Origin of the sequence: Bacteroides sp. BFG-606 (assembly GCF_024788145.1) — a bacterium.
Classification (GTDB): domain Bacteria; phylum Bacteroidota; class Bacteroidia; order Bacteroidales; family Bacteroidaceae; genus Bacteroides; species Bacteroides vicugnae.
Map to the genome: position 1 here is coordinate 5,903,443 of NZ_JANUIL010000001.1, position 20,409 is coordinate 5,923,851.

Consider the following 20,409-nt stretch of genomic DNA (forward strand, 5'->3'; position numbering starts at 1 on the left):
TAAATTATTAATCACATGATTTACCTACAGTTATTCTATACATTTTTCAAAATTGGCCTCTTTGGTTTCGGAGGTGGGTACGCCATGCTTTCCATGATTCAAGGTGAAGTGGTTACCCGTTACGGATGGGTGAGTTCACAGGAGTTTACTGATATTGTAGCAATCAGTCAGATGACTCCGGGACCTATCGGCATTAATGCAGCGACCTATGTAGGGTTTACTTCTACCGGAAGTGTTTGGGGTTCCATCATTGCAACTTTTGCAGTGGTCCTCCCCTCTTTTATCTTGATGCTGACCATTAGCAAGTTCTTTTTAAGGTATCAGAAACATCCTGTGGTGGAATCTATCTTCGACGGGCTACGCCCGGCAGTAGTAGGACTACTCGCTTCCGCTGCGCTAGTATTAATGAATGTGGAGAATTTCGGTTCGCCTACGAAAGATACTTATTCGTTCGTCATCAGTATCATTATATTCCTGATCGCTTTCATCGGAACAAGAAAATACAAAGCCAATCCGATATTAATGATTATCGGCTGCGGCATTGCAGGGCTACTACTTTATTAGTTGATAGTTGATAGGTGATAATTGATAGTTAGCTGCGCTATGCTGCATAGTCACTTTCAATTATCAACTATCAACTATCAAATAATCAAAGTTTTAACTTCTTACTTACAGATTTGGATTCATTATGCAAGCGGTCTAAAGCTGTCACTACATAACGGCATTTCGTTTTTCCTGTTTCATAAGGAAGTTTGTAGAATGGATTACGCGTGATAGCTACAATATGGGAAGGATCGTCCAAATTCACCTTTTCTTTACTGTCAAAACGATAGACTACATATTGAACTGCCTTATCCATCTCTGTATCAGCTTTCGGAGCTGTCCAGAAAAGGATATAACCATCTTCTGTCCATACTTTTTTCATCTTACGTACCTTGCCCGGAGCTTTATCATCCATAAAATCAAAGACTGGAATCAAAGCAGGATATTTATGATATTCACTGATTAAAGCATCACGATATCTACCCTGATTCTCAACAACAGCTGCTGCATACCATTGACAGCTTCCTCCGATTGTTTGGTAAGCACGTTGCAAAGCCATCTTACGGGGAAGCTGATTGATAGAAGGATTCTGCGGATCGGCAAACTGAACAGTCTTTGGCACTGACTGGCCGATAAATAACGGCCGGTTTTCCGAATGAGTAGCCCACCATTTCACCAATGTCTCATAGTCGGCAGCCTTGTGACCAATCTCCCAATAAATTTGCGGAATATTATAATCAATCCATCCTTCACGTGCCCAAAGAAGCACATCGGCATAAAGATCATCATAGTTCTGCAAACCATTGGTGTTACTTCCCAACGGATCGCTTTTCTGATTACGATAAATACCGAACGGACTAATACCGAACTTCACCCATGGCTTGATGCCACGAATCGTTTCATGAAGCTTCTTTATCAACACATTCACATTACTACGACGCCAATCTGCCTTATTGGTGAAACCTCCACCGTAACGGGCGAAACTTGCATCATCCGGAAAATCCAACCCATTAACCGGATAAGGATAGAAATAATCATCCATGTGAATAGCATCTACATCATAACGAGACACAATATCGGTCACAATTTTGCAGATATGTTCACGACTTTCGGGAAGTGCCGGATCGAAATATAGCTGATCGCCATAAGTAACAAACCATTCCGGATGCTGGTGATAAATATGTTCCGGTGCCAACTTGTTCTTTAATGAGGTCTTCACGCGGTAAGGATTGATCCAGGCATGAAATTCCATATTCCGTTTCTGACATTCTTCAATCATAAACTGCATCGGATCCCACATAGGGGAAGGTGTCTGACCTTGCGTTCCTGTCAGGAAACGGCTCCACGGCTCATGCTGGGAAGCGTATAATGCATCTGCTTCAGGGCGTACCTGAAAGATGATTGCGTTAATGCCGGCTTCCTGAAGAGAGTTCAATTGACTAATCAATATTTGTTTCAATCTCTCTGTAGGAATGCCACGAAACTGACCGTTAACAGCTTGTATCCATGCTCCACGGAATTCACGTTTAGGATATTTATTGCCTGACGGCACCTGCGCCCTCACTCCTACCACCAGAAGAAGAGCTAAAAGTAAAAGATAGTTTTTCAGCTTCATAATATTCTTAAATCGTAATAATGTGACGCAAAGATAATACAAACTCCCGATAAATTCGCTAACTTTGCCGACTACCATAAAAAAGGAGTATTTTATGTCAGAAAACAACTATATTTCGATCAAAGGCGCACGCGTCAACAACCTAAAAAACATCGATGTAGATATTCCCCGCAACAAGCTTGTTGTCATCACCGGATTATCGGGTTCGGGAAAATCATCTCTCGCTTTTGATACTCTCTATGCAGAAGGACAACGCCGCTACGTGGAGAGTCTAAGCAGTTATGCGCGTCAGTTCCTGGGGCGAATGAGCAAGCCGGAATGTGACTTTATCAAAGGAATTCCTCCCGCCATTGCTATCGAACAGAAAGTGAACAGCCGTAATCCCCGTTCTACCGTGGGCACCTCGACTGAAATTTACGAATATCTACGCCTGTTATATTCACGGGTAGGGAAAACATATAGTCCCATCAGCGGACAAGAAGTGAAGAAACACTCTACAGAAGACATTGTCAACTGCATGCTCTCATACCCGGAAGGTACAAGATATACGGTACTGACACCTATCCGCCTGCGTGAAGACCGCACCTTGCAACAGCAACTGGAGATAGACCTGAAACAAGGGTTCAACCGTATCGAAGTGAACGGGGAGATGAAGCGTATCGATGAATATACGCCTGTGACAGGTAATGAAGTATATCTACTGGTAGACCGTATGGCTGTTGCCAACAGCAAGGACGCCATCAGTCGACTGACCGATTCTGCCGAAACAGCCATGTATGAAGGTGACGGAACCTGTATGCTGCGTTTTTATCTATCAGACGGAACTACGAAGTTACATACTTTCAGCACTAAATTCGAAGCAGACGGTATCACCTTTGAAGAGCCTAATGACCAGATGTTTTCATTCAACTCTCCTATCGGTGCTTGTCCCGTATGTGAAGGATTCGGTAAAGTGATCGGTATTGATGAGCATTTAGTTGTTCCGGATCGTTCCTTATCCGTATATGAAGGTGCTATCGTGTGCTGGCGAGGTGAAAAGATGGGTGAATGGAAAGAAGAACTGATTCACAATGCGGATAAATTCGACTTCCCTATTTTCACTCCTTATTATGAGTTGACAGATGCGCAACGCCGTTTGCTTTGGGAAGGCAATCAATATTTCCATGGCATCAATGATTTCTTCAAGATGCTGGAAGAGAATCAATATAAGATACAATATCGGGTAATGCTGGCACGTTACCGCGGAAAGACACTTTGCCCGAAATGCCACGGCACTCGCCTGAAACCGGAAGCCGGATATGTTCGAGTAGGTGGAAAAAACATTTCCGAACTGGTGGATTTGCCTATCACAGAGCTGAAGCAATTTTTCGATCATCTGGAATTGGACGAGCACGACAGCAATGTATCCCGACGTATCCTGGTTGAAATAAATAGCCGGATTCGTTTTCTAATTGATGTAGGTTTGGGCTATCTGACTTTGAACCGGCTTAGTAATTCTTTATCGGGTGGAGAAAGTCAGCGTATCAATCTGGCAACTTCACTGGGAAGTAGCCTTGTTGGTAGCCTTTATATTCTCGACGAGCCAAGTATCGGACTGCATAGCCGTGATACGGACCGTCTGCTCCATGTGTTGCGTCAACTACAACAATTAGGCAATACAGTAGTGGTGGTAGAGCACGATGAAGAGATTATCCGTGCCGCAGATTACATTATTGATATAGGTCCTAATGCAGGACGTCTGGGTGGAGAGGTTGTTTACCAAGGCGATATGAAGGATTTGAAGAAGGGAAGCAACAGCTATACGGTACGTTATCTTTTGGGAGAAGATGAAATTCCCGTTCCGGAGCATCGCCGGCCGTGGAATAATTATATAGAATTGAAAGGTGCACGTGAGAATAACCTGAAAGGAGTAAACGTACGCATCCCACTTAATGTAATGACAGTCGTTACCGGTGTTTCCGGTTCCGGAAAGAGTACATTGGTGAGAGACATTTTCTTCCGGGCATTGAAACGCGAATTGGATGAATGCAGTGACCGACCGGGAGAATTCTCTTCAATCGGAGGAAGTTTGCGCGACCTGCGAAATGTAGAATTTGTAGACCAGAATCCTATTGGTAAATCATCACGTTCTAATCCGGTGACCTACATCAAGGCTTACGACGAAATCCGTAAACTATGGTCTGAACAACCACTAGCTAAACAAATGGGGTATACTCCCGGATTCTTCAGCTTCAACAGTGAAGGCGGGCGTTGCGAAGAGTGTAAAGGGGAAGGAACCATTACTGTAGAGATGCAATTTATGGCAGACTTGGTACTGGAGTGTGAATCTTGTCATGGAAAACGGTTCAAGTCTGATACGCTGGAAGTGAAATTCCACGATAAAAGCATCTATGATGTATTGGAAATGACCGTGAATCAAGCCATTGAATTCTTCAATGAACATGGACAAAAGAAAATCGTAAAGAAGCTGCTTCCTTTGCAGGATGTAGGATTGGGATATATTAAATTAGGGCAGTCATCTTCGACTCTTTCCGGTGGTGAGAACCAACGTGTCAAACTGGCATTCTATTTGAGCCAGGAGAAAGCCGACCCCACGATGTTTATCTTTGACGAGCCGACTACAGGACTACACTTCCATGATATTCGCAAACTTCTGGATGCTTTCGACGCACTGATTCGCCGGGGACACAGCATCGTTATCATCGAACATAATATGGATGTCATCAAATGTGCCGATTATGTAATCGATCTCGGACCGGAAGGTGGAGATAAGGGCGGAAACATTGTAGCAGTGGGCACTCCGGAAGAAGTTGCCGCTTGCGGAGCAAGCTATACAGGACAGTTCCTGAAAGAAAAACTGGGATAAGCATTATTATTTCGTTGTATTTCTCCCTACATATACAAGATCTTTGTACTATCTACTTTTGGTAGATATGTACAAAATCTTGCTCTCATTTTTTACCCCAATTGCATCTTTACTTCTTAACACAAACAAGTCGATCAACACTCAGGTAAGCAAAGGCTATAAACAATTCTCAGACCGTCCATATCCTGACGTACTGCATCTTCCCCTCACCACTAAAAGCAAAGAATATAAATGTTAAAATAGCAAAAGACATGCAGTCTTTTTAATTTTTGTGTATCATATTTATTATAGAGTGTTGTACAGATAATAAAACATATGAACAAAAAGGAACTTGTAGAATTGTGTAAAAAAGGAGATGAGCGAACTTTAAGCTGGCTTTACCAAACCTATGCCGATAAGATGATAAAAATTTGCTTTCATTATGTCTCTGACAAACAAATAGCACAAGACCTCTTACATGACGGTTTTATTATCATCTACACATCTATAGATTCCTTACATTCTCCTGAAAAATTAGAGCATTGGATGGGGACGATAATGAAAAATATATCTTTAAGATATTTAAAACAGCGCAATTCGATGACTACAATCTCTTTAGAAGAAATAAGTGAGGAAGAAGACCCTGTGGATACATTCCCATCCAATGATTTTCCACCTTACAAAACGATGCTCAGAATGATAGAATCACTCCCGGAGGGATATAGCACAGTTTTCAAATTAGCCATATTAGAAGGATTGTCTCACAAAGAGATTAGTTTATTATTAAACATAGCCCCTCATTCTTCCTCATCGCAATTGTCAAGAGCAAAGGATATGCTACGCAAGCTCATCTCCCAATACCGCATTGTCATAGGATTATTTATATTATCATCTATTATTTCTATACAAATATGGCTATATATATCTAAGAATACTATCATTACAAAACAAAATATAGCAATTACACAGAAAGAGAAAGAACACGAAATTGCAAATATATTATTAAAAGATTCCATAAAAACTGTTTTGAGCCAAGATTATGTGTCTGCTCCTCCCAAGTATGTACATTCCGAACCTATAAGAAATTTATCCACACAAAAGGTTATTTTGCAAGACAGTGCTACAGAAGAGAAAGACAGCATAAACTCTTTTTATCATCAAATAACAGAAAAGCAAGATACCCCAAAGCAGCAAGAACATTATTCCGCTTATACAATCAAACAACTTTCCAACGATAAAAAGAATTGGTCATTAGCTTTATCTTATTCAGGAGGAGAAAAACAAACCAACACTCAACGCTCAAGAATCCCCGGTGATATTTCATCCGGAGATTCCAAAGAGGTAGTAGAAAAATCATATCATCATATTCCCATTACGCTATCACTTTCGGTGCGTAAGAATATAAATGAACATTGGGGCATAGAAACCGGAGTACGGTATACATACTTACGTTCTGATTTCACTATCATCAACGATTCCTATTTAGAAAAAGTACAGAAAATCAGTTATATAGGAATCCCATTCAAAGGTTCTTTCAATATATGGAAACAAAAAAGATTCTCCATATATACTTCCGCAGGAATAACTTTGGATATACCTGTAAGAGCAACATTAGAAGAACTCACATCAGATAATGGGCAAATTATATATCAAAAGATGAGTAATCTATATCCACGTTTACAGTGGTCGGCAGATTTTGGTATAGGAATCCAGTATCATATAACATCTTCTATCGGAATCTATGCAGAACCTAATTTACGCTACTACTTTAATAATGGAAGTACACTAAATACAATTAGGACTACAAAGCCATTCGATGTGACATTACCTATAGGTATTCGCCTATCCTGGTAAAAAAAGAACGATCATCATGCAGTCTTTCAAGGAATAATTTATCATGATTATAGAAAGTTATTCTAATTGTATCAATCATTACACATGAACTATTATTATGCAAGAGCGTCATCAAAACAGAAATATCTATTTCAAAGAACTGTCTATAACAAGTAGGAACTATTTTATCCCATATATCCAGTATTGGCATACAATAGAAGCAAAAATGAATGTATTAGAAATTGGTTGTGGTGATGGAGGTAACTTACTTCCTTTTTCGGAAATTGGATGTAATACCGTTGGAGTTGACATAGCCCAAAGTCGTATTAAAGATACAAAAACTTTTTTTAATGAATCTCATGCAGAAGGTGAATTTATAGCAGCAGATATATTTAAGCTAAAGGAATTGGAGCAGAATTTTGATATTATTATCTGCCATGATGTATTTGAACACATCACAGAAAAAGAACTATTCTTATCTAATTTGAGCAAATACCTGAAACCACAAGGTATTGTCTTTATGGCATTTCCTGCATGGCAAATGCCGTTCGGAGGTCATCAACAAATATGTAGAAACCAAATTTTGTCCTGTTTGCCTTTTATTCATTTATTCCCCACTTCCATATACCGATTACTTCTGAAAGCTTTTAGAGCGGATGCTGACTGTATAAATGAATTACTTTCCATTAAAAAGACAGGTGTAACGGTAGAATTATTCGAAAGATTAATTAAAAAGAAAAATCTAAAAATACTAAACAGGCAACTATGGTTCATCAACCCGCATTATAAAATAAAATTCGGGCTATCCCCACATAAATTGAATAAAATGATTTCCGAAATACCTTACCTGAGGAATTTCGCTAGCACAAGTTGCTTCTACATCTTAAAACAAAAAGAATAAACTTATAAGATTAAGATACATCAATCCCTCTTGGCAAATTTTCGCTTACCAAGAGGGATAATATATTAAATCCAACTATTATAAGTAGAAACCGAATCCTATCTTGACACCGAAACGTGACATATCGCCATCATTGAAACGCCATTTATAATAAACAGCAGGCTCAATCGTTACCGTGCGCGAAAGGAAGAAAGCATATCCGCCTTCGATACCCAGTCCCCAGTCAGTCTGATGCTTGCCACCACTCCAGCGGAAACGATTCCAGTCGAGTCCTCCACCTAAATAGATACCGGTTTTATTGAAATAGAAACGTACTCCCGTACCTAATGTATACTCGTCTATCGGTTTCGACCAATCGGCTCCGGCATTTACCATCAAGGCAATACCCTCGGCAAAGAATGTACCGACTTGTGCACCAACACCAAACTTTGCTTTATCATTTTTACTATACGAAAAGTCCAATCCCGATAATGAAGGATTAATAATCGTAGTTCCTTTCTCAAATTGCGCCTGTGCAGTGAAAGAGACTGCCAATAAGCAAAGTGCCAAAGCTAATTTTTTCATAAACTTACTTTTTTAAGTGAATAGATTGTTCGTCTTTTTTGCGGCGTTCACGCATTTGCTCCTTTTTCCGAAGCACTAGCCAAAGAAGAAAGACGATGACATAAGAAACTGCCACCGTAATTATTTTCTCCGTTAAGCTGACTTCCGTATTACGAGGCAACAAATAAGCCGCTGTTACGGATACATAAATAAGGAATGCAATTGCCACTCCTGTTGATTTTTTTATTTTCTTCATTCTGATAATTTTCTTGTTTTCTGCTTGCCCAGCCAAACGTAGAACCAGACAGCAGCGATCACTACACACGCTATACCAACGCTGTAAGAAATCACGTGCGAAAGTCCCAATCCTTCGGGGGCAATACATATATAAGTAGAGCACACACTCGTCATGAACAGTGCCGGTATCAAAGTAATGATATAAGGTTTCTTGGATACTGCCAGAAATACTGTTATGGCCCATAAGGTAAACACCGCCAATGTCTGATTAGCCCAAGCAAAATAACGCCATATCATATTAAATCCATTTGCATCGCGCAGACTGTACAAAAGCAGACCGATAGCTACCACAAACATCGGAATACAAATGTATAAACGGCGACGCATACTTCTTTGTTCCAGTCCCAGAAAGTCCGCTACAATCAGACGGGCGGAACGGAAAGCCGTATCTCCCGAAGTTATCGGGGCTGCAATCACTCCCAAAATAGCGAGCACTCCGCCGATTGCCCCCAGCCATTCTTTTGTGATGGCATCTACTATAACGGAAGCATTACTCTCTCCCATTCCGTTCTCATGGAAGAAGTAAGTAGCGGCGGCAGCCCAAATAAGGGCAACAATACCTTCGGTAATCATCGCACCGTAGAACACCGGACGTCCGTGACGCTCTGAAGTCATACAACGTGCCATCAAAGGGCTTTGCGTAGCATGGAAACCGGAAATTGCCCCGCAAGCAATACTCACAAACATAATCGGGAAAATAGGAAGCTCGCTCGCTTCGGGATTCGTATTCTGCAAACCATCCCACAGTTCCGGCAAGGCAGGATGATTGACGTAAAGCATCACCAGGATACCTACTGCCATAAACAGCAGCGCCACCGCAAACAGCGGATAGATTTTACCAATAATTTTATCTACAGGCAATAAAGTTGCCAAAATATAATAAGCAAACACAACGACAATCCAAAACGTAGCATCCAAGTTTTCCGGTGTGAGCTTCGCCAGCAGTCCGGCAGGACCGGCAACAAATACAGAACCTACCAGAATCATCAAGATAACGGTAAATCCTCTCATTATCTGCTTCGTCGTAAGTCCCAAATAGCGACCGATAATTTCGGGCAAACTTTCACCACCATTACGTAAAGAAAGCATCCCGGCAAAATAATCGTGCACCGCACCTGCAAAAATACTTCCCAGTACAATCCATAAATAAGAAGAAGTACCGAACTTCGCTCCCATAATCGCCCCGAAAATCGGACCTAATCCCGCAATATTAAGGAACTGAATCATGAAAATCTTCCAGGTTGGCAAAGGGATATAGTCCACTCCATCAGCCTTGGTCAGTGCCGGCGTTTTACGATCATCAGGACCAAAGACGCGCTCCATCAGGCGTCCATACGTAAAATAGCCTACTATCAACGCAAGCAGGCATAGAGTAAATGTAATCATAGTGTGTCGTTTTTTAGCTTGGCAAATGTAACATAATCTCACGAAACAGCCCAACAATACCGACACTTTTACTAACTTTGCAGGGATTTAAAACAAAAAATAAAGAATATGCGCCTGACTATTTTCATTCTTTCACTTTTGTTTCCTTTACTCCCGATGGCTGCGCAGCCCAAGTATGAAGTCCGTGCGGCCTGGCTTACGGCTTTGTATGGTCTCGACTGGCCTCGTACACGTGCTGTAAGTCCGCAAAGTATCCGTAAGCAGAAGGAAGAACTGGTAGATATTCTCGATAAACTGAAAGCTGCCAACTTCAACACTGTCCTGTTTCAGACGCGTACACGCGGGGATGTATTATATCCTTCGTCCATCGAACCTTTCAATTCTATCCTGACAGGGAAATCCGATGGGAATCCCGGTTATGACCCGCTCGCTTTTGCCATTGAAGAGTGTCATAAGCGAGGCATGGAGTGTCATGCCTGGATGGTGACTATCCCGTTGGGAAACAGAAAGCATGTTGCTTCTCTCGGTAGCCGGTCTGTTACCAAACGAATGAAAGATATTTGCGTACCGTATAAAAATGAATATTTCCTGAATCCGGGACACCCGGGGACTAAAGAATATCTGATGAAGCTGGTGCGGGAAGTCGTCAGTCGCTATGACATCGACGGAGTGCATTTCGATTATCTGCGCTATCCGGAGAATGCTCCTTTCTTCCCCGACAAGTACGACTTCCGCCGATATGGCAAAGGCCGCACAGTGGAACAGTGGCGGCGGGATAATATTTCGGAAATCGTACGCTATATACATAAAGGTGTAAAGGCCATGAAGCCATGGGTGAAACTAAGTGCCAGTCCGGTAGGAAAATACAAGGACACTTCGCGTTATCCTTCCCGTGGATGGAACGCCTTCTTTACCGTTTATCAAGACCCGCAAGGATGGCTTGGCGAAGGTATCATGGATCAAATATATCCAATGATGTATTTTCAAGGAAACAGTTTCTATCCTTTTGCCCTCGACTGGCAGGAGCAGAGTAACGGACGGCAGGTCATTCCGGGACTCGGCATCTACTTCCTTCATCCCGACGAAGGAAAATGGACGCGTGACGAGATTGACCGTCAGATGAATTTCATTCGCACTCATAAACTGGCGGGTGAAGCACACTACAGAGTGAAATATCTAATGGAAAACACACAAGGTATTTATGACGAATTGGCCGAGAACTTCTATGCATATCCAGCTTTACAGCCACCTATGCCGTGGCTGGACAATGTTCCGCCTACGGCTCCATCCAAACTGAAAACAACGAATATCGACAATGGATATACGGAATTAAAGTGGCAGGCTGCTACTGACAATGATTCGCGTAATCAGCCGATGTATGTTATTTACGCATCGAATGAATATCCGGTAGACATCAGCCGACCGGAAAATATTGTTGCACAGGGTATTCGGGATACAAGTTATATCTATGCTCCCATCCTCCCTTGGAATAGTAAGAAACATTTTGCCGTTACAGCCGTAGACCGTTACGGAAATGAAAGTGCAGCGACGCAGATATGATATACAAAGACCAATTCTTTATCAGGGCAAACGCTCAATAATATTGACGCCCTTATAAGCCTCTCAAGGCCATACAGTAGAGACATATACCATGCATTTTCGCAATATCATGATACAATAATGTAGAAACACACTCTACGCCCTCTACAAGAGGTCTGTATAAATTATTGAGCGTTTGCCCTGATTCTTTATCGACTTTCACTTCTCCTGCAAAAGATTTTTCATTTTCATTTCTCATATTCTCATAAAACAAAGCTAATCTACTGTAAATCACTTATATGACACTATGAGAAATAAAACATAAAATGGCATTTCTCATAGTATTTTCACTATTTTTAGCTAAAAACGGTGCATTTCTCATAGGTTCCGAGTCATTTCTCATCTTATTTTCATACTCCTTTCCTTCTTCAGTTTCCTTAGCAACTCTCTATTGTTTATTGCTTTTCTGTGTATCATTCACCGTATACTTATCTGTTTTTCCTTCACCATTACCGTTTTATCTTACCGCTATCCGGTTCGTTCCACTCCAGTGAATAGATCTTTGCACTGGAGTGAACGGTTCTTTCCACTGGAGTGCAACGATCTGTTCACTAGAGTGGAACGAATGAGATCCTCCTTATAAAAAACAGTATAACTTAGTGATTCACAAATGATTAAATAGTACATTTCATACAAATAAACAATGAACTGTTTGCAAGATGCTATTGCGTAGGAATAAGAGAACAGTACACAGAGAAAGCCATCCCTTCTGTGAATGAGAAATGCGACAGAATACGATGAGAAATACCTCTAACGAGTATGAGAAATGACCTGAATCCTGCGATATTTTGCCATAGTAGTATGAGAAATGCCTATTTAGAAATCATTTCTCATAGACTATCTATCTGATAATCTCTGCTTTATGCGAACATTATGAGAATATGAGAAATGAAAATGAAAAATCTTTTGCAGGGAAGCGGAAGTTGACAGAAAGAATGATAACCAATGAAACATATAAAATGATCATTAGCGGCATAGATAAACAGAAGAATTATTATCTTTGTTACTTGAATAAACAAAAGCAAGAATATTATGAAGAAGCTTTATCCCATCGGAATACAGAGTTTTGAAAAATTGCGTAAAGAAAATTATCTTTATATAGACAAAACTTCATTCGTGTATGAACTGGTAAAATCCGGTTCCTACTACTTTCTTAGCCGTCCCCGGCGTTTTGGGAAAAGCCTTCTTCTATCCACTTTCGAAGCTTACTTCCAAGGCAAAAAGGAGCTATTTCAAGGTCTTGCTGTTGAAAAAATGGAGAAAGACTGGATTCAATACCCCATTCTGCATCTCGACTTAAATACGCAGAAGTATGACAGCCCCGAAAGTTTGGATAATATACTTAACATGAAGCTGGATGAATGGGAATCGCTATATGGATCCAATCCGGTGGAAATAGGTGCACCTCTCCGTTTTCTCGGCATTGTTCGCCGTGCCGCTGAACAGAGTGGTCGGCGGGTAGTGATTCTCATTGATGAATATGACAAGCCGATGTTGCAGGCCATTGGGAATGAAGAATTGCAGGATAGTTATCGTGATACTTTAAAAGCGTTCTATTCAGTACTCAAAACGATGGATAAGTATATTCAATTCGCTTTTCTCACAGGAGTGACAAAGTTCGGGAAAGTGAGTGTATTCAGCGATTTGAATAATCTTAAAGATATTTCTATGGATAAACGGTATACCGAACTTTGCGGTATCACAAACGAAGAAATCCACCATTATTTAGAGACGGATTTACATATCCTTGCAGATACGCAAGGCATGAGCTATGAAGAGACGTGCCAAGAATTGAAAGAGTGCTATGACGGATACCACTTTACTTTCGATTCGGCAGGTATATATAACCCTTTCAGTTTACTGAATACATTCGACTCTATGTCATTCGGTAATTACTGGTTTGAAACCGGTACTCCTTCCCATCTCGTCAAACTTCTGAAACGGGATAATTATGACTTACACCAATTGGCCAATGATAAAGCGACTTCCGATACGCTGAATAGTATTGATTCTTCTTCCAAGAATCCTGTGCCCGTGATTTATCAGAGTGGTTATCTTACCATCAAAGATTATGATAAACGTTTCGGTATCTACTATTTAGGATTCCCCAACCGGGAAGTAGAAGAGGGATTCATTAAATACCTAGTCCCTTTTTATACTTCAATCGACGAAGGAAAGACCGCTTTCTACATTACAGAATTCGTCCATGATGTAGAAGAAGGTAATTATGAGGACTTCTTCATACGTCTGCAGAGTCTCTTTGCCGACACTCCTTACGAACTGATACGCGATTTGGAATTACATTATCAGAATGTATTATTTATCGTCAGCAAATTACTGGGGTTCTATGTACAGGCAGAGTATCACACCTCTGACGGACGCATTGATCTTACTGTACAAACTGATAAATACATTTATGTAATGGAATTCAAATTTGACGGAAGTGCGGAAGAAGCTCTTCAGCAAATTGAAGAAAAAAGATATATACTACCCTTTGCAAAAGATAATCGTAAGATTGTAAAGGTTGGGGTTAATTTCAGCTCAAAGACCCGGAATATAGAAAAATGGCTGGTGAAAGAAGTAGAATAATCAGACTTTATACCACTGTATGGATGGATGCATGTATGTATGCCATGCATAAAGTTATAAATGTACGCTTTTTGAGATAAGAACCCACGCCCGATAACTACTTTTTTTATGAACCGGCACCAATGGCAAATAGCCTGATTTTATTCTTCCTTGTTCTATCTCCAAAGGATAAGTCTCCTCCATTTCTTTATGTGCGCTCCAGACTGCTCCTTCCGAAGGGTAATAGCTTATCTGAAAAGCTCCTGTCGAAACAGGATATATATAACGGTCATATATATGACGCGCCACCACTCCCATATTCATCCGCAAGTTGATTTCCACGCAGGGATGAATACGATAAACAGGGGAATCCGGGAAACGGCAGATCATCATATCCACTCCCAAATAACCATTATAAATAGTTCCGAACCGAAGAAGCAACTCTTGTTCAAGACGGTTACGCAGCTTATAAATTTCTTCAACAGGGATATATTCCGAAAGGTTCCGTTCGATGGCAGCATCCGAAATCAGCAAATTACCCTCATATGCCCCACTCCCACCCGTACGGAATTGAGAATATCCGGCAAAGTCAAATCTACCGTTACCCGAAGAACGAAATTCCATAGCGAAATCTTCCATCTTATTATATAAAGGTTCACCAATAACACCTCCTTGCTGATTGCCAATGCGTGAGCACCAACCGGAAATGGAAGGAGTATATACACCTTTGCACCAGTTCAATCCTTTTCCACTACCGGATAAAGGAGCTTTCAGTAAACAAGTATCATGTGATTCTACAAATGACTTCCATTCTTCGGGAATCGTCAGGTAAAAAGACTCTCCACAAAAACAAGCTCCCAGTTGTAACTGTGGTAATAGTTCCACAGCGCAGGAACGATGGGAACAAGAACGCAGTTTATCCAATTGCTCAATAGAAGGAAGTTCGCTTTCTTCCACTCCCAAATCCAACAGTCGTTTTCTTACTGCTATATCCCAGCCCCAAGGATGAATATCCAAATTCCGCTCGGAAGCAAGTTCAGGTTCTGTCATCAAATCAACCGAAAGTCCTAATAATTCCTGTATCTTCTTCACATAATCGAGATTATAAGCGGAAGGAGCCAATACAACACTTCCCTCTTCCGCATACCACATCGGCAACAAAGCCAATTCGGATGCCATTTGCCGGGCGGAAGCCGGTGCCATATAGTTTGTTTCACCGCTGGCTAACGCCAAATCATGTTCCGGATTGAATATATAAAGAGCCTTTTTTGTCATTTTAAACGAATTCAAAACTTTATTCTGCAAATATATACAGGAAATAATCAGGAATAGCTACAATAAACAGAAAGTTGGAATTAAAAGCACAATTTTGCCATCTCTACTTTGCAAATCCTAAAAAAAGCAGTATATTTGCCACCCGAAAAACAAAGAACTGAAATGGAATCATTCTATCGCACACACGCCTACCTCGTTGAGCACACCAATGCCCCCGTTCGCCGCGATCTTATGGACGAGATCGACTGGAGCGACCGCCTGATTGGTATCAAAGGGACACGTGGCGTAGGAAAAACCACTTTCCTTCTCCAATACGCCAAAGAAAAATTCGGGAACGACCGCTCCTGCCTGTTCATCAACATGAACAACTTCTACTTCTCTGGCCACAGCATTGTAGATTTTGCTAACGAATTCCAGAAACGTGGTGGAAAAGTATTGTTGATCGACCAAGTGTTCAAACACCCGGAATGGAGCAGAGAGTTGCGCATGTGTTACGACCGTTTTCCTAATTTGAAGATTGTCTTTACCGGCTCATCCGTAATGCGACTGAAAGAGGAAAATCTTGAACTGCGTGATATTGCAAAGAGCTATAACCTGCGCGGATTCTCTTTCCGTGAATTCCTGAACTTGCAGACAGGCATGAAATTCAGGGCATACAGCCTCGAAGAAATTCTTAGCACTCACGAACAGATTGCCAAAGGAGTACTCTCCAAAGTTCGTCCGCTGGATTACTTCCAGGATTACCTGCATCATGGGTTCTATCCATTCTTCCTCGAAAAGCGTAACTTTTCGGAGAATCTGCTGAAAACAATGAACATGATGGTAGAAGTAGATATCCTGCTCATCAAACAAATTGAACTGAAATATCTTTCAAAGATAAAAAAATTGCTATATTTGCTCGCTGTCGACGGACCGAAGGCTCCGAATGTGAGCCAACTGGCAAGCGACATACAGACATCTCGCGCCACGGTGATGAACTATATCAAGTATCTGGCAGATGCGCGACTCATTAATCTGGTTTATCCGAAAGGGGAAGAATTCCCTAAAAAACCGTCGAAGATAATGATGCACAACTCCAACCTGATGTACTCCATCTATCCGGTGAAAGTGGAAGAGCAGGATGTGCTCGACACATTCTTTGCAAATTCTTTATGGAAAGACCATAAGGTACATAAAGGAGATAAAAACGTCTCTTTTATGGTGGACGAAGTAATGCCGTTCAAAATTTGCCAGGAAGGCGCAAAGATCAAGAACAATCCGAATGTGACGTACGCGTTGCATAAGGCTGAAATAGGTCGGGGCAACCAGATACCTCTCTGGATGTTCGGCTTTTTATATTAAAAGATTTATTTACTTAAATATTTAATTTAGTTATGACTAAACAGAAGAAATTCATCACTTGTGATGGTAACCAGGCTGCAGCACATATCTCGTATATGTTCTCTGAAGTAGCGGCTATCTACCCCATCACTCCTTCTTCGACTATGGCTGAGTACGTAGACGAATGGGCTGCCGCAGGACGTAAGAACATCTTCGGCGAAACAGTATTGGTACAGGAAATGCAATCTGAAGGTGGTGCTGCCGGTGCAGTTCACGGTTCTCTTCAGGCTGGTGCGTTGACTACTACTTACACTGCTTCTCAGGGTCTTCTCCTGATGATCCCTAACATGTACAAAATTGCCGGTGAGTTCTTGCCTTGCGTATTCCATGTATCTGCTCGTACATTGGCTTCTCACGCATTGTGTATCTTCGGTGACCACCAAGACGTAATGTCAGCTCGTCAGACTGGCTTTGCGATGTTGGCTGAAGGCTCTGTACAGGAAGTTATGGATTTGGCTGGTGTTGCTCACTTGGCTACCATCAAATCCCGCGTTCCGTTTATGAACTTCTTCGATGGTTTCCGTACATCTCACGAAATCCAGAAGATTGAAATGTTGGAAAATGATGATCTTGCTCCGCTGATCGACCAGGAAGCTTTGGCAGAATTCCGTGCCCGCGCACTGAATCCGATGAAACCGGTAGCTCGTGGTATGGCTGAAAATCCTGACCATTTCTTCCAACATCGTGAATCATGCAACAACTACTATGAAGCAGTTCCTGCTATCGTAGAAGAATACATGAATGAAATTTCTAAGATTACAGGTCGTAAATACGGTTTGTTCGATTACTATGGTGCAGAAGATGCAGAACGCGTAATTATCGCTATGGGTTCTGTAACAGAAGCTGCCCGCGAAGCTATCGACCACTTGATAGCAAACGGCGAAAAAGTGGGTATGGTTGCCGTACACTTGTATCGTCCGTTCTCTGCTAAGCACTTCCTGGCCGCTGTACCTAAGACTGCCAAAACTATCGCAGTTCTTGACCGTACTAAAGAACCGGGTGCTAACGGTGAGCCTCTTTATCTTGACGTTAAAGACTGCTTCTACGGTGCAGAAAATGCTCCGGTTATCGTTGGCGGTCGCTACGGTTTGGGTTCAAAAGATACTACTCCTGCTCAAATCCTTTCAGTATTCGAAAACTTGGCTATGCCAATGCCAAAGAACCACTTCACTATCGGTATCGTAGACGACGTTACTTTCACTTCTCTTCCTCAAAAAGAAGAAATCGCTTTAGGCGGCGAAGGTATGTTCGAAGCTAAATTCTACGGTTTGGGTGCTGACGGTACAGTAGGTGCTAACAAGAACTCTGTGAAGATTATCGGTGACAACACCGACAAACACTGCCAGGCTTACTTCTCTTACGACTCTAAGAAATCTGGTGGTTTCACTTGTTCTCACCTGCGTTTCGGTGACACTCCGATCCGTTCCACTTATTTGGTTAATACTCCAAACTTCGTAGCTTGCCACGTTCAGGCTTACCTGCACATGTACGATGTAACTCGTGGTTTGCGTAAGAACGGTTCTTTCTTGCTGAACACAATCTGGGAAGGTGAAGAACTGGCTAAGAACCTGCCTAACAAGGTTAAGAAATATTTCGCACAGAACAACATTTCTGTATACTATATCAACGCAACACAGATTGCACTGGAAATTGGTTTGGGTAACCGTACCAATACTATCCTTCAATCTGCCTTCTTCCGTATCACAGGCGTTATTCCTGTAGAACAAGCTGTTGAGCAGATGAAGAAATTCATCGTTAAGTCTTACGGTAAGAAGGGTGAAGACGTTGTCAACAAGAACTATGCTGCCGTTGACCGTGGTGGTGAATACAAGACTTTGGCTGTTGATCCTGCTTGGGCTAACCTGCCGGATGACGCTAAAGCTGAAAACAATGATCCTGCATTCATCAACGAAGTAGTTCGTCCGATCAATGCACAAGACGGTGACTTGTTGCCAGTATCTGCATTCAAGGGTATCGAAGACGGTACTTGGTATCAAGGTACTTCTAAATACGAAAAACGTGGTGTAGCCGCATTCGTTCCCGAATGGAATCCTGAAAACTGTATCCAATGTAACAAGTGTGCATACGTTTGTCCTCACGCTTCTATCCGTCCGTTCGTACTCGATGCTGAAGAGCAGAAGGGTGCCAAGTTCGAACAACTGAAAGCGGTAGGTAAAGTATTCGATGGTATGACATTCCGTATTCAGGTTGACGTTCTCGACTGTCTGGGTTGTGGTAACTGTGCTGACATCTGTCCGGGTAATCCGAAGAAAGGTGGCAAAGCATTGACAATGAAACACCTCGAAAGCCAATTGGCTGAAGCTGACAACTGGACTTACTGTGCTGAAAACGTGAAGACTAAACAACATCTTGTTGATATCAAGTCTAACGTGAAGAACTCACAGTTCGCTACTCCGTTGTTCGAGTTCTCTGGTGCTTGCTCTGGTTGTGGTGAAACCCCGTACGTGAAATTGATTTCTCAATTGTTCGGTGACCGTGAAATGGTTGCTAACGCTACCGGATGTTCTTCTATCTACTCTGGTTCAGTTCCTTCTACTCCGTATACTACAAACGAAAACGGACACGGTCCTGCTTGGGCTAACTCACTGTTCGAAGACTTCTGTGAATTCGGTCTGGGTATGGAATTGGCTAACGAAAAGATGCGTGCCCGTATCGTGAAAGTGATGAACGAAGCTATTGCTGCTGACTGTACTCCTGCTGAAGTGAAAGAACTATTCGCTGAATGGATCAACAATATGCTGGATGCAGACAAGACTAAGGAATTGGCTGCTAAGATCATTCCTATTGTTGAAGCTAACAAAGATAAATGCAACCACTGCAAACAAATCGCTGAACTGCAACAATATCTTGTTAAACGCAGCCAGTGGATCATTGGTGGTGACGGTGCTTCTTATGATATCGGCTACGGTGGTCTTGACCATGTAATCGCTTCCGGTAAGGACGTTAACATCCTCGTTCTGGATACTGAAGTTTACTCTAACACAGGTGGTCAGTCTTCTAAGGCTACTCCGGTAGGTGCTATCGCTAAGTTCGCTGCTGCTGGTAAGCGCGTACGTAAGAAAGACCTCGGTCTGATGGCTACTACTTATGGTTATGTATATGTTGCACAGATCGCTATGGGTGCTGACCAAGCTCAAACTCTGAAAGCTATCCGTGAAGCTGGAAGCATATCCTGGACCATCTTTGATTATCGCTTACGCTCCGTGTATCAACCACGGTCTGAAAGCAGGTATGGGTAAGAGTCAGGAAGAAGAAGAAAAGGCCGTTAAGTGCGGTTACTGGCACTTGTGGCGTTACAACCCTGCTTTGGAAGAAGAAGGCAAGAACCCATTCCAGTTGGATAGCAAAGAACCGAACTGGGAAGAATTCCAAGGTTTCTTGAAGGGTGAAGTTCGTTACGCTTCTGTAATGAAACAATATCCTACTGAAGCTGAAGAACTGTTCAAGGCTGCTGAAGAAAACGCAAAATGGCGTTATAACAGTTACAAACGTTTGGCTAGAGAAAACTGGGGTGCTGAATAATTAATCACACTCAGATAAATATAAAAAGGGAGTCATGCATTGAGCAGACTCCCTTTTTTATGTCTAAGCCAATTTCATATC

Annotated in this window: 13 protein-coding genes and 1 pseudogene; 8 read left to right on the top strand and 6 right to left on the bottom strand. The window is 41.8% G+C overall.

The features are described from left to right. Positions 1-15 precede the first annotated feature (15 nt). Entirely contained in the window at positions 16-564 is a 549-nt protein-coding gene (locus tag NXV01_RS22830) for a chromate transporter (protein WP_074637856.1), read from the top strand. Positions 565-649: 85 nt separating this feature from the next. Here NXV01_RS22830 and NXV01_RS22835 read toward each other — a convergent pair whose 3' ends face one another. After that, on the bottom strand, positions 650-2,236 hold the full coding sequence (locus tag NXV01_RS22835; protein ID WP_195650598.1) for a glycoside hydrolase family 10 protein: 1,587 nt from the start codon (positions 2,234-2,236) through the stop codon (positions 650-652). A gap of 16 nt (positions 2,237-2,252) precedes the next feature. Here NXV01_RS22835 and uvrA point away from each other — a divergent pair, with 16 nt between their 5' ends. The 3 genes from uvrA (at position 2,253) to NXV01_RS22850 (ending at position 7,737) form a co-directional block, all read left to right on the top strand. Beyond that, a complete protein-coding gene (gene uvrA, locus NXV01_RS22840; RefSeq protein WP_259023264.1) occupies positions 2,253-5,024 on the top strand; it encodes an excinuclease ABC subunit UvrA in 2,772 nt (923 codons plus the stop codon). Between the two features lie 315 nt (positions 5,025-5,339). Further along, positions 5,340-6,857 (top strand): sigma-70 family RNA polymerase sigma factor, encoded by a 1,518-nt coding sequence (locus NXV01_RS22845; RefSeq protein ID WP_148364667.1) that lies wholly within the window; start codon positions 5,340-5,342, stop codon positions 6,855-6,857. 97 nt (positions 6,858-6,954) lie between these two features. Next, the gene (locus NXV01_RS22850) at positions 6,955-7,737 is read left to right on the top strand and encodes a bifunctional 2-polyprenyl-6-hydroxyphenol methylase/3-demethylubiquinol 3-O-methyltransferase UbiG (protein ID WP_259023265.1); all 783 of its coding nucleotides are present in this window, start codon (positions 6,955-6,957) and stop codon (positions 7,735-7,737) included. A 78-nt stretch (positions 7,738-7,815) separates the two neighbouring features. Here NXV01_RS22850 and NXV01_RS22855 read toward each other — a convergent pair whose 3' ends face one another. Genes NXV01_RS22855 through NXV01_RS22865 form a run of 3 tightly spaced genes read right to left on the bottom strand, consistent with a single transcriptional unit; the run spans position 7,816 to position 9,963 of the window. Continuing rightward, positions 7,816-8,301 carry an outer membrane beta-barrel protein gene (locus NXV01_RS22855; RefSeq protein WP_008999784.1) on the bottom strand — a complete coding sequence of 162 codons (486 nt, stop codon included), beginning with the start codon at positions 8,299-8,301 and terminating at the stop codon, positions 7,816-7,818. Between the two features lie 4 nt (positions 8,302-8,305). Next, the gene (locus NXV01_RS22860; protein ID WP_148364665.1) at positions 8,306-8,536 is read right to left on the bottom strand and encodes a hypothetical protein; all 231 of its coding nucleotides are present in this window, start codon (positions 8,534-8,536) and stop codon (positions 8,306-8,308) included. Further along, complete coding sequence (locus NXV01_RS22865) at positions 8,533-9,963, bottom strand: carbon starvation protein A (RefSeq protein WP_148364664.1); 1,431 nt, start codon at positions 9,961-9,963, stop codon at positions 8,533-8,535. The genes NXV01_RS22860 and NXV01_RS22865 overlap by 4 nt, the downstream gene beginning before the upstream one ends. A gap of 108 nt (positions 9,964-10,071) precedes the next feature. Between NXV01_RS22865 and NXV01_RS22870 the strand changes: the two genes are divergently transcribed. After that, positions 10,072-11,523 (top strand): glycoside hydrolase family 10 protein, encoded by a 1,452-nt coding sequence (locus NXV01_RS22870; protein WP_259023266.1) that lies wholly within the window; start codon positions 10,072-10,074, stop codon positions 11,521-11,523. Between the two features lie 52 nt (positions 11,524-11,575). Here the strand turns inward: NXV01_RS22870 and NXV01_RS22875 are convergent, their stop codons facing one another. Further along, a complete protein-coding gene (locus NXV01_RS22875; protein WP_234132736.1) occupies positions 11,576-11,761 on the bottom strand; it encodes a hypothetical protein in 186 nt (61 codons plus the stop codon). 833 nt (positions 11,762-12,594) lie between these two features. On the opposite strand from NXV01_RS22875, the gene NXV01_RS22880 reads away from it, so the two are divergent. Next, on the top strand, positions 12,595-14,151 hold the full coding sequence (locus tag NXV01_RS22880; RefSeq protein ID WP_259023267.1) for an ATP-binding protein: 1,557 nt from the start codon (positions 12,595-12,597) through the stop codon (positions 14,149-14,151). 54 nt (positions 14,152-14,205) lie between these two features. On the opposite strand, the gene NXV01_RS22885 is transcribed toward NXV01_RS22880, so the two are convergent. Continuing rightward, entirely contained in the window at positions 14,206-15,405 is a 1,200-nt protein-coding gene (locus NXV01_RS22885; protein ID WP_259023268.1) for a hypothetical protein, read from the bottom strand. A gap of 162 nt (positions 15,406-15,567) precedes the next feature. Here NXV01_RS22885 and NXV01_RS22890 point away from each other — a divergent pair, with 162 nt between their 5' ends. Further along, positions 15,568-16,746: an ATP-binding protein gene (locus tag NXV01_RS22890; RefSeq protein WP_008651863.1), complete on the top strand. Its 1,179-nt coding sequence runs from the start codon at positions 15,568-15,570 to the stop codon at positions 16,744-16,746. Positions 16,747-16,778: 32 nt separating this feature from the next. Then, a pseudogene (nifJ, locus tag NXV01_RS22895) lies at positions 16,779-20,328 on the top strand (pyruvate:ferredoxin (flavodoxin) oxidoreductase). Positions 20,329-20,409: the final 81 nt, after the last annotated feature.

Coding starts and splice junctions, on each gene's coding strand:
- NXV01_RS22830 (WP_074637856.1), top strand. CDS start 16: ATGATTTACCTACAGTTATTCTATACATTTTTCAAAATTGGCCTCTTT.
- NXV01_RS22835 (WP_195650598.1), bottom strand. CDS start 2,236: ATGGTAGTCGGCAAAGTTAGCGAATTTATCGGGAGTTTGTATTATCTT.
- uvrA (WP_259023264.1), top strand. CDS start 2,253: ATGTCAGAAAACAACTATATTTCGATCAAAGGCGCACGCGTCAACAAC.
- NXV01_RS22845 (WP_148364667.1), top strand. CDS start 5,340: ATGAACAAAAAGGAACTTGTAGAATTGTGTAAAAAAGGAGATGAGCGA.
- NXV01_RS22850 (WP_259023265.1), top strand. CDS start 6,955: ATGCAAGAGCGTCATCAAAACAGAAATATCTATTTCAAAGAACTGTCT.
- NXV01_RS22855 (WP_008999784.1), bottom strand. CDS start 8,301: ATGAAAAAATTAGCTTTGGCACTTTGCTTATTGGCAGTCTCTTTCACT.
- NXV01_RS22860 (WP_148364665.1), bottom strand. CDS start 8,536: ATGAAGAAAATAAAAAAATCAACAGGAGTGGCAATTGCATTCCTTATT.
- NXV01_RS22865 (WP_148364664.1), bottom strand. CDS start 9,963: ATGATTACATTTACTCTATGCCTGCTTGCGTTGATAGTAGGCTATTTT.
- NXV01_RS22870 (WP_259023266.1), top strand. CDS start 10,072: ATGCGCCTGACTATTTTCATTCTTTCACTTTTGTTTCCTTTACTCCCG.
- NXV01_RS22875 (WP_234132736.1), bottom strand. CDS start 11,761: ATGAGAAATGAAAATGAAAAATCTTTTGCAGGAGAAGTGAAAGTCGAT.
- NXV01_RS22880 (WP_259023267.1), top strand. CDS start 12,595: ATGAAGAAGCTTTATCCCATCGGAATACAGAGTTTTGAAAAATTGCGT.
- NXV01_RS22885 (WP_259023268.1), bottom strand. CDS start 15,405: ATGACAAAAAAGGCTCTTTATATATTCAATCCGGAACATGATTTGGCG.
- NXV01_RS22890 (WP_008651863.1), top strand. CDS start 15,568: ATGGAATCATTCTATCGCACACACGCCTACCTCGTTGAGCACACCAAT.